The 9,865-nt window shown below is 63.6% G+C and carries 10 protein-coding genes and 3 pseudogenes; 6 read left to right on the forward strand and 7 right to left on the reverse strand.

Going from position 1 to position 9,865, the window contains the following annotated elements:
* Window positions 1-33: 33 nt before the first annotated feature.
* Together ygfZ and ACOHX0_RS15075 are read left to right on the forward strand one after the other, a co-directional pair.
* Window positions 34-771 carry a CAF17-like 4Fe-4S cluster assembly/insertion protein YgfZ gene (gene ygfZ, locus ACOHX0_RS15070; RefSeq protein ID WP_420677832.1) on the forward strand — a complete coding sequence of 246 codons (738 nt, stop codon included), beginning with the start codon at window positions 34-36 and terminating at the stop codon, window positions 769-771.
* Between the two features lie 121 nt (window positions 772-892).
* Window positions 893-1,441, forward strand: a complete 549-nt coding sequence (locus tag ACOHX0_RS15075; protein ID WP_420677833.1) for a hypothetical protein — start codon at window positions 893-895, stop codon at window positions 1,439-1,441.
* A gap of 86 nt (window positions 1,442-1,527) precedes the next feature.
* On the opposite strand, the gene efp is transcribed toward ACOHX0_RS15075, so the two are convergent.
* Entirely contained in the window at window positions 1,528-2,091 is a 564-nt protein-coding gene (efp, locus tag ACOHX0_RS15080; protein ID WP_420677834.1) for an elongation factor P, read from the reverse strand.
* Window positions 2,092-2,308: 217 nt separating this feature from the next.
* Here efp and ACOHX0_RS15085 point away from each other — a divergent pair, with 217 nt between their 5' ends.
* Window positions 2,309-2,626, forward strand: a complete 318-nt coding sequence (locus ACOHX0_RS15085; RefSeq protein ID WP_420677836.1) for a DUF6280 family protein — start codon at window positions 2,309-2,311, stop codon at window positions 2,624-2,626.
* 443 nt (window positions 2,627-3,069) lie between these two features.
* Window positions 3,070-4,524 carry a cobyric acid synthase gene (locus ACOHX0_RS15090; RefSeq protein WP_420677837.1) on the forward strand — a complete coding sequence of 485 codons (1,455 nt, stop codon included), beginning with the start codon at window positions 3,070-3,072 and terminating at the stop codon, window positions 4,522-4,524.
* A gap of 178 nt (window positions 4,525-4,702) precedes the next feature.
* Here ACOHX0_RS15090 and ACOHX0_RS15095 read toward each other — a convergent pair whose 3' ends face one another.
* A complete protein-coding gene (locus ACOHX0_RS15095) occupies window positions 4,703-5,248 on the reverse strand; it encodes an IS66 family transposase (protein WP_475682936.1) in 546 nt (181 codons plus the stop codon).
* Between the two features lie 250 nt (window positions 5,249-5,498).
* On the opposite strand from ACOHX0_RS15095, the pseudogene ACOHX0_RS15100 reads away from it, so the two are divergent.
* A pseudogene (locus ACOHX0_RS15100) lies at window positions 5,499-5,839 on the forward strand (IS5 family transposase); the annotation flags it as partial.
* Window positions 5,840-6,020: 181 nt separating this feature from the next.
* Here ACOHX0_RS15100 and ACOHX0_RS15105 read toward each other — a convergent pair.
* The 3 genes from ACOHX0_RS15105 to ACOHX0_RS15115 all read right to left on the reverse strand — a co-directional run bounded on the left by ACOHX0_RS15105 (window position 6,021) and on the right by ACOHX0_RS15115 (window position 7,949).
* Entirely contained in the window at window positions 6,021-7,121 is a 1,101-nt protein-coding gene (locus ACOHX0_RS15105) for an AAA family ATPase (protein ID WP_420677839.1), read from the reverse strand.
* A gap of 76 nt (window positions 7,122-7,197) precedes the next feature.
* Entirely contained in the window at window positions 7,198-7,548 is a 351-nt protein-coding gene (gene tnpB, locus ACOHX0_RS15110; protein ID WP_420677840.1) for an IS66 family insertion sequence element accessory protein TnpB, read from the reverse strand.
* Window positions 7,545-7,949, reverse strand: coding sequence for a transposase (locus tag ACOHX0_RS15115; protein ID WP_420677842.1), 405 nt, complete (start codon window positions 7,947-7,949; stop codon window positions 7,545-7,547). The genes tnpB and ACOHX0_RS15115 overlap by 4 nt, the downstream gene beginning before the upstream one ends.
* An 80-nt stretch (window positions 7,950-8,029) precedes the next feature.
* Here ACOHX0_RS15115 and ACOHX0_RS15120 point away from each other — a divergent pair.
* Window positions 8,030-8,179, forward strand: a pseudogene (locus ACOHX0_RS15120) (transposase); the annotation flags it as partial.
* Between the two features lie 103 nt (window positions 8,180-8,282).
* Here the strand turns inward: ACOHX0_RS15120 and ACOHX0_RS15125 are convergent.
* Window positions 8,283-8,483, reverse strand: coding sequence for a hypothetical protein (locus tag ACOHX0_RS15125; protein WP_420677843.1), 201 nt, complete (start codon window positions 8,481-8,483; stop codon window positions 8,283-8,285).
* 274 nt (window positions 8,484-8,757) lie between these two features.
* Window positions 8,758-9,719, reverse strand: a pseudogene (locus tag ACOHX0_RS15130) (IS256 family transposase); the annotation flags it as partial.
* Window positions 9,720-9,865: the final 146 nt, after the last annotated feature.

Consider the following 9,865-nt stretch of genomic DNA (forward strand, 5'->3'; position numbering starts at 1 on the left):
CGCAAGAGTTGAAACGCCCAGGGGGACCACGACATGAGCGACCGTTGCATCCTGCGCCTGAGCGGCGCCGACACCCGCAGCTTCCTGCAGGGGCTTGTCACCAACAATGTCGAGCGGCTGGATCAGGGGCTGGTCTATGCCGCGCTGCTGACGCCGCAGGGCAAATACCTGGCCGATTTCTTCCTGGTGGCGGACAAAGACGGCGCGGTGCTGCTGGACGTGGCCGCCCCCTTGGGTGAGGGGCTGAAGAAGCGGCTCGCAATGTACCGGCTGCGCGCTGATGTGCAGATCGAAGAGACCGGGCTGAAGGTGCAGCGCGGCACCGGCCCGGCGCCGTACGGCGCCTTGGCCGATCCGCGCCATGCGGACATGGGCTGGCGGCTCTATGGCAGGCAAGGCGGCGATGACGGCAGCGATTGGGACGCGATCCGGGTCCGCCACTGCATTCCTGAAACTGGAGTGGAGCTGACCGGCGACACTTTCATCCTGGAAGCGGGGTTCGAGGCGCTGAACGGCGTCGATTTCCGCAAGGGTTGCTATGTCGGCCAGGAGGTGACTGCGCGGATGAAACACAAGACCGAGCTGCGCAAGGGCTTCTGCACCGTTTCAGTTGCGGGCGCAGCCCCTGTGGGCAGCGGGATCACCGCGGGCGGCAAGCCCGCGGGCACGCTCTTTACCCAGTCGGGCGGCCAGGGCATCGCCTACCTGCGCTTTGACCGCGCAGGCGGGGACATGCAGGCGGGGGACGCCCGCGTTTCCTGGCTGGGGTAAGCGCGCAGCCTCCTGCTTCCCAAGCAAATGGCAAGGGTCTGTTCACGTCTGGCCGCTACCCTGCCCGCAATACCCGGACCGTCCTCTTTTTCCGGCCGGGAGCACCCGCAAGGAGGAAGGCATGCGCCTGCTATTTGCCCTCGCGCTCGCGACCGTCACAGCCGCCCCGGCCGCGGCCGCGGCCGCGGCCGACTACTGGAGCTACCGCGACTGGCACACAATGGTCGAAGTGGTGGACACCGGCGAGGATCTGCGCCGCAGCTGCACCGCCTATACCGGCGGTGACGGTATGCCGACACTGCGGATCGAGGTCTCCAACGGCGACGCGGGCCCGCCGTATCATTATCCGGTGACGCGGGTGAGAGAGACCGCGCCGCGCCACTACCTCACCCAGATGCAGCCCGGCCAGACAGTGGAGTTTCTGTTCGACGACGGCGGCGCGGCCTATGGCTCCACCTCGGTCTGGATCAACCGCGAAGGCCTGGCCTCGGCCGAAAGCCGGCTGGACCCTTCGGCGCATCTGCCGATGCTGCAAATGATGAAATCCGGGCGCTGGGTTGAGATCCGCGCGGACGGAGTGCCCCTGCTCACCGCCTCGCTCGACGGCTTCACCGCGGCTTATGGCAAGATGATGGATGAATGCGGCTTCAGCCTGGCGCTGCCCGGCTGATCCCCAATGACAAAGCCCCGCGCGGGCGGCGCGGGGCTGGATGAGTCGGGATTGCAGCCGGTTTGCGGCCGGCCGGCAGAACGGGCTCAGGCGCGCTCGGAATATTCCATGGTTTCTGTGTTGACCACGATCATCTCGTCCTGGCCGACAAAAGGCGGCACCATCACTTTGACGCCATTGTCCAGCACCGCCGGCTTGAAGGAGTTGGCCGCGGTCTGGCCCTTCACCACCGGTTCGGTTTCGACGATCTTGCAGGTCACCTTCTGCGGCACGGTCGCATTCAGCGCTTCGGACTCGTAGAATTCCACCACGATGGTCATGCCGTCCTGCAGGAACGGGCGGCGGTCGCCCAGAAGGTCCGCCGGCAGTTCGATCTGCTCGTAGGTCTCGGTGTCCATGAACACCAGCATGCCGTCGCTCTCATAGAGGAACTGCTGGTCCTTCTGCTCCAGGCGGACGCGCTCCACTTTGTCCGCCGAGCGGAACCGCTCGTTCAGCTTGGAGCCGTTGCGCAGGTTGCGCAGCTCGACCTGAGCAAAAGCACCGCCCTTGCCCGGCTTCACGTGATCGACTTTCACCGCCGCCCACAGGCCGCCATTGTGCTCCAGCACGTTGCCGGGACGGATTTCGTTTCCATTGATCTTGGGCATGGAAAAATGCCTTTCAGATGGTTGATGTATTCTTAACAGCCCCTATATCTGGCGGGCTGTCGGCTGGCAAGACAACCTATGTCGTGTGAGCGTGTCGTAAAGGTATGCGCAATTTGCATGAACGCTATGCATCTGCGGGCTACCCGAATCGTCATACTTCCGTCATAAGCAGCGCCACGGCGAAAATTGCAACAGCAAGAACAACAAAGGAAGCGAGATGCGAGATTTCGTTGACGGCACCGCATATAACAACGAGCAGGGCAACCGTGCGCGCAAACTCTTTGCCGCCGTTGTGCTTGCCGCTCTGGATGATGCGATCGCCGATGACAAGAAATACGGCAACGGCCCTGAGCAGATCGCCCGCTGGGCCCGGTCGCGCGATGGCCGCGAAGTGCTGACCTGTGCCGGGATCGACCCCAACGAGCGGGTGGTTTCCGGGCTGATGGATTTTGTGGGCCGCGGTGTGCGGACCTCGGTTGCGCTGTCGCGCGAAGAGAGCGAGCGCCGCCACGCAGCACAGGCCGAAGCGGCCTGAAACCGCCTGCCATGTTAGCTGAAAAGCGCGTCCCCTTGGGGCGCGTTTTTCTTTTGCGGCGCCCGCAAACCGTGCTCGTCCGCGATGAGGAAAGCTGCCGCCGCTTTAAGCAGTGAGCCGTGCTTGTCCTGTGCGCGCGGGGGCGATCCCAACGGGCGCGACGGACAGCTTATCCCGGCCAGGCCCGTGCTCCCCATTGGCGGCGCCCCAGCCCCGGCCAAACTGCCGCCGCGCGGGAGGGCGCCGGCGATGCGCGGCGGCCGTAAGCCTTGTCCCGCGCAGGACACCAGCCGGACGCGGGGCGCCCCGCCCGCGGGTGCGCGCGCCGCGCCCGGGCCAGAAGGTGCCGGAAGCAGCACAGCCGCGCTGGACCGGCGCCGCTAACCTGCTATGCAAGGTCCGGCAAAGGGGCATCACGGGCGGCATCAGGCAGGGAGCGGTCAATGGCACGGGCGATCATGATCCAGGGCACCGGCAGCAATGTCGGCAAGTCGCTCATCGTCGCGGGGCTTGCGCGCGCTTTCACGCGCCGCGGGCTGAAGGTTGCGCCCTTCAAGCCGCAGAACATGTCCAACAACGCTGCCGTCACCCCCGAAGGCGGCGAGATCGGCCGCGCCCAGGCGCTGCAGGCCCGCGCGGCCATGCGGCCGCCCCATACCGACATGAACCCCATCCTCCTGAAGCCCGAGACCGACACCGGCGCCCAGCTCATCGTGCAGGGCAAGCGCCGCGGGACCATGGCGGCGGGCTCCTTCATGCGCGACAAGGCCGGCCTCCTGGAGGCCGCGCTCGACAGCTTCCGGCGGCTGGCGGCGGCGGCCGATCTGGTGCTGATCGAGGGCGCGGGCTCGCCGGCCGAGACCAACCTGCGGAAAAACGACATCGCCAATATGGGCTTTGCCTGCGCCGCAGGCGTGCCGGTGGTGCTGGCCGGCGACATCCACCGCGGCGGGGTGATTGCGCAGATCGTTGGCACCCAGGCGGTGCTGGAGCCGCAGGACCTGGAGCGGGTCGCAGGCTTCCTCGTCAACCGGTTCCGCGGCGATCTCAGCCTGTTCGATGCGGGCAGGGACGATATCGCGCGGCGCACCGGCTGGCCGTCTCTGGGGGTGATCCCCTGGTTCAACGACGCCTGGAAACTGCCGGCCGAGGACATGATGGACATCGCCTCGCACCTGGGCGGCGCCTGCAAGGTGGTGGTGCCGCAGCTGGAGCGGATGGCCAATTTCGACGACCTCGACCCGCTGGCGGCGGAACCCGGCGTAAGTGTGGAGATCGTGCCGCCGGGCCGCGCCCTGCCCGGCGATGCCGATCTGGTGATCCTGCCCGGCAGCAAGTCGACGCTGGGCGATCTCGCCTTCCTGCGCGCCCAAGGCTGGGACATCGACATCCGCGCCCACCACCGCCGCGGCGGCCATGTGATGGGGCTCTGCGGCGGCTACCAGATCCTCGGCCGCAGCATCGCCGACCCGCTGGGGGTGGACGGCCGCCCCGGCACTGCCGAGGGGCTGGGGCTTCTGGACATCGAGACCACGATGGCGGCCGGGAAACGCGTGACCTTGACCGAGGCGCAGACCCGGGACAGCGGCCTGCCGGTGACCGGATACGAGATCCACATGGGCCGCAGCACCGGCCCCGATTGCGCCCGCGCCTGGCTCAGCATCGATGGCCGCCCCGAAGGCGCCGTTTCTCCTTGCGGGCGGGTGCGCGGCTCCTATCTGCACGGTCTGTTTTCCTCCGACGCCTTCCGGGCCGAGTTCCTCGCCAGCCTGGGACACGCAAGCCAGGCGGGCTACGAGGCCGGGGTGGAGGCAACGCTGGACGCGCTGGCCGCGCATCTGGAGCGCTACATGGACCTGCCGCGCCTGCTGGAGCTGGCCGCGCCGGTGCGGCTCTGACCGCGCCGGCAACGAAGACCTCCGTCGAGTCTTGCCTGCTTCCCCAGCTTCTGCGGCCCGGCACCGGCTCTCCCGCCCAAAGAACCGGCACCGCAGCCCACCCCGGCAGATCGCCCGCCTGATTAGGCCGCCGCTCCGCATGGCCTCTCTGCAAGCGTTGCCCACACTGCACCCGGGGTCAGCTTGACGGCTGGAAGTTCCAGGGGGGGGGGAGCTCGTCGAGCCGGCTGGCAGGGTGATCTGCAGCGATGGCTTCGAGGGTGGCCTTGAGGTAGGCGAAAGGCTCGACGCCGTTGATCTTTGCTGTGGCGATGAGCGAAGCGATGCGGCCCCAGGGGCGGCCGCCTTCATCATGGCTGGCGAGGAGGGCGTTCTTTCTCGTCAGGGCGATAGGGCGGATCAGGTTCTCGCACCGCTGCCCGGCGGGCGATTGCGCAGCAATCTGCCGAGAGGGGGCATTGGAGTCGATCCCGACGCGGCCGTCGTGGAGGAAGGTTTGCAGCCGGTCCCACTGACGGTGGATGCAGGCCAGCTTCTCACCGAGACGCGATTTTGAGGAGATCCGGCAGCGCTGGCTTTGCAGCCATTCTCCGAACCCGGCGGCCAGCGGCGCGGTGCGGGCCTGCCGGGCCGGCAGCCGCTGGGCGGGACCACCCATGCCGCGGATCTTATCCTTGATGCGGTAGAGCTTCGAAATCCGGCGCAGTCCCCCGGCGGCGATCATCACGCCGGAGGCGTGCTTCCCGCACGGCGCCGCCGCGGTCGAAGACCTCCTTCAGCTTTCTGAGGGCATGCACCCGGCAATGTGCGACCGTGACCGGCGCGCCGCCTTTCCGCGATGGGCGCGCCTGCCGGTTGCAGCCGGTGCAGCCTTCTGTCACCTGGCAGGCGCATGCGAAGCATGCTGCCGGGAGGGCCGCTGCAGGATGCCATCGAAGCCCCGCAGGATCTGTTCCGGGTTCTGCCCGAACCTGTTCGTTACTGCTGGGCAAGTCAGCGATTACATCGGGGCACGGGCTTTGCTGAGCAGCCTGCCGAGTGTCGATTGGCTCCTCGGGGACCGCGGATATGATGCAGACTGGTTCAGAGAAGCGTTGAAAGACAAAGGGATACGCGCGTGTATCCCATCCCCGGTCGGAAACAGCGGAAGAAACCGGTCAAGTACGACAAGCGCCGCTACAAACGCCGCAATCGGATCGAGATCATGTTCGGCAGGCTGAAGGATTGGCGGCGTGTGGCGACCCGATACGACAGATGCCCGAAGGTCTTCCTCTCAGCCATCGCCCTCGCCGCACTCGTCATTTACTGGCTATGAGTCCTGACCCTAGCTGGTCACCAGACATAGGACACCTTTGGGCTGACGGCGCACTTCTGATAAACTGGCAGCGTCGACTTTGCGAAGGGCGCTGTCTGCGAATTGCTACCCTTGAACCAAACGAATTCGTCCGGAGCACTCCAACGTGCAATTTCAGCAACTTGCAGAAGTTCCACGGTGGTCATTGCCAGACAGGTCGACGTTCCAGGTCTTCAGCACGCTGGAGCAGCCGGGATGCAATCCGGAGGTCGATGCGCATCCCATATTGGCAAGTGCGGTCAACAGCTTCGGTAACAGCTTGGACCGCGATGGACGAAAGATGCCGTTTAGCGCCCTCCCGCCGCACAAAATCACTCAGTTCCGCTGGTGTAAGCTCGCGCAACCGGACAGGCGGGCACCTGCTAAGAAGCGGTTCAGGCAGCAGGCGGTAATTGTTGGACGTCAGCACCCAGCCCACCCAGCTCATGTCGAACTTCACCTGATAGTAAGGGCAATTCCAGCGTTTGGCAGTCATGGGTTCGAGCAAAGGCAAGAGCGCCTCAGCCAGGCCAAAAGCATGTCCCCTGTTGGACGTAGCTTTCCCGGCCTTCTCCACTTCGTCCACGACAATAATCGGGTTTGCAACGCGCGCCTGCATAATGGTTTCCAGCAAGCGCCCCGGATGCGCACTGCCCCAGCCGCGCTGCGACCCGACAACGCCGAACGACGCGTTCTCGCTGGTAGCTTCAACAACAGCCGTTGGGATTGTGAGCAACTGCCCGAGGCGCCGCGCCCAGTGGCTTTTTCCGATACCGGGCGGCCCATCCAGCAGAATGGGCGGCAGACGCAGGCCCGGCCACCCTTCGCGCACGGACCGGCGCATCGCATGCCACACGGCTTCCGTCGCCGGAGACATCCAGGGCATTTCCCCATGCAGTTCGGCTGCCAGTTCATCAGCCTGGTGTTCAGTAGCGATCACAGCCAGGCTGACGCCATCCCGCAGCACAGCGAGCCGCTCCCGGTGCTCCCGGGGGAGATGCCCCATGCCGGAAGCTGCTTTCCGGCGCTCGATAAGAAGATCAACACGGCGTTTGATCCGCGCTCTTTTCTGTTCGCTGGGGTTGGTGGAGTGGCGGCACCTGGCAGCTTTTTCACTGCCTTCTGCGTGTTCCGCACCGGTGCTGGCATCAGGCAACTTCCGGCTTCGCAGGTCGCGCAGGTGCTGCACGAGCCGTTTCTCCAGAGTGTAGGTGGTGTCATCCGGGTTGAAAAACCGGTCTTCGATGAAGGGGATGCGGGACATCAGGGTAAGACCTATGGCAAATTGGGCTGTTGGCCGGGAGCGCTCCGGCCGATCAGCAAGGAACTGGCTGTTGGGTTTACAGGAAAACGGGCTTGCGGCTGCTTGATGCTGCCACCTGGGTCCAATCGATCCCTTCGAAAAGGGCGTCGAACTGGACTTTGCTCAAAGTGACAGGCCCGGCTTGCGGTTTCGGCCAGGTGAAGCGCTTGCCATTCAGCCGTTTCATGATCAGCACAAGACCTGAACCATCCCAAACCAGAAGCTTCAACCGGTCGGCACGCCGGGAACGAAAAACGTAAATCGCCCCTGAATAGGGATCGAGCTCGAAACTGTTAGCCACACAGGCTGCAAGCCCGTCCATGCCTTTGCGGAAGTCGACCGGCTCCGAGGCGAGGTAAATTCGAAAGTTGCTGGCAGGAGAAATCATTGTGCCGCCCTCACGGCGCGCAAAACTTCCGCCAAATGATCGGCAGGATAGCCAGGAGGTATCTCGATTCCTGCCGTTCCGATACTGATCCGGCAGGAGGTGCTGCTTGCAGCCTCGGGTCCATTCTCGTGAGGGGACACGGTTGGCCGCTGGGCCGCCGGAGCTATTACCTCGACAAATGTCGGGCTCTTCCCGGAAGTACCAGCCTTTTTAACCCAGAGAGCGACCAGAGATTTATTGGCCCCGATCTCCTCGGCAGTCTCGCGGATTCCGGCACCAGCCAGGATCTTTTGAACAGCCTTAGCGCGGAGCGCATCAGGCCACTTGCGCCGCCCGGATGAGGAAACGGGGACGGTGAACCCCCACACCTTCACCTCTTCCGGCATCATTCCGTCCAGCATCACCACCTCCTTTCTTCAGGTGGCGCCAGCATCTCAAACAACTTATTTTTTTGAAACATGGGGTCTTTGCACCGCTTACCGACAAGCGCAGGTGCAAGCGACGCAACCGCATCGAGATCATGTTCGGCAGGCTGAAAGATTGGCGGCGTGTCGCAACCCGTTACGACAGGTGCCCGAAGGTCTTCCTCTCAGCCATCGCACTCGCTGCCGCCGTCATCTTCTGGCTCTGAAATTCAATGAGTCTGGAGCCTAATAAAGTAGTCGTATTCAGGGATGATGTCCCTTTCGCCATGCGCAATCTTGTTCCGCCTGCTGACGCAGTGTGTAGAGCGATCAGTTGTGCGATGACAACGACTCAAGTTCCAGGTCAGCATCCTCCAACAATCTGGTCAGTGTTCTGGGCCAAAAGTTCGATTCTGTATCCACCTCCGGAAAAGTGATGGGCGCTGCGAGAACATCGGCTTCAAACCCTCGCATGGCAGAAATAAAATCCACTGATGGCAGTTGCCGGATCTCTTTCAGTTTATCGATCAAGGCAAAGGCTTGGGTCTTGGGGGCAAATTCTTCGCATTTCCCCCATATGACTGCAGGGCATCGAAGTAGACGGTCAGTGCAAATTTGCAAAAAACCACTCATAGTAGGCATACAGCAGCGCCCACGCCGCGCGAAACAGAACACGCTTCTCTCTACCGGTGATGTCCTCGTTGGCGAGAAAAGATCGAAGAACGGCCAGCTCCGCTTCGCCCCCATTGAGATGGGAGTGTCGTGAAGTCTGTGTATCTGACCCGGCCCATGCGGTTTCAAATACTCAAGCGTCGAAGCGCTCACCGAACATTATGGCGAACTGGTTGCGGGCCGCAAACCATTCTCGGACGTTCCGGCCATCCTTCTCAAATTTTCGGATGGCGAGGTAGATCAGCTTGGTCGCAGCCTCGTCGGTCGGGAAGGAGCCACGTGTCTTGATCGTTTTCCGGATCACGCGGTTGAGGCTTTCTATGGCATTTGTGGTGTAGATGATTTTCCGGATCGCCGGATCGAAGGCAAAGAACGGGATCACCTCCTGCTGATCACCTCCTGCCATGCCCGGCGCCAGGCCGGGGCGATGGACGCGTATTTCCCGGCCCATTTTTCCTCGAAAGCATCGAGCTCGGCCTCGGCCAAATCGGCGGTCGGGGCGCTGTAAATCCGGCGCAGATCGGCGGCCACGGCCTTGCGGTCCTTCCAGGAGCAGAAGTTCAGGCTGTGGCGCACCAGATGCACGATGCAGGTCTGGACCTGTGTCTCCGGAAAGGCGGCGGTGATGGCCTCGGGGAAGCCCTTCAGCCCATCGACAACCGCGATCAGAATATCCTGCGTGCCCCGGTTCTTCAGCTCGTTCATCACCGCGAGCCAGAACTTGGCGCCCTCGTTCTCGGCGATCCACAGGCCCAGAACCTCCCGGCTCCCATCGCGGGTGACGCCAAGCGCGACGTAGACGGCCTTGTGCTTGACCGTCCGGCAGTCACCATCCCGGATCTTCACCCGCAGCGCATCAAAGATCACGATGGGATACATCCGGTCCAGGGCCCGGCTCTGCCATTCCCTGACTTCGCCCAGCACCGCATCGGTGACGCGGCTGATCAGGTCGGGCGAGACTTTCAAGCCATAAAGATCGAGCAGATGGGCCTGGATGTCCCGGACCGTCAGACCGGCGGCGTAGAGCCCGATGATCTTGTCATCCATCCCGTCGATCCGGGTCTGGCCCTTCTTCACTAGCTCCGGCTCGAAGCTGGACACCTCCGAAAACCGTGATTTTCTGATGTGCGGGGTAATATGAGCAGCCCTGGGGGGCTGCTACTGCGGCCTGATTGGCTTAGCGCTGTAGGTTCGAGGGGCGTGAGCCGTTAGGCGGGCGCAGTTCGGCTGAGAAGCCGTCG

The sequence above is a fragment of the Cribrihabitans pelagius genome (genome assembly GCF_048820915.1).
Taxonomy (GTDB): Bacteria; Pseudomonadota; Alphaproteobacteria; order Rhodobacterales; family Rhodobacteraceae; genus Cribrihabitans_A; species Cribrihabitans_A pelagius.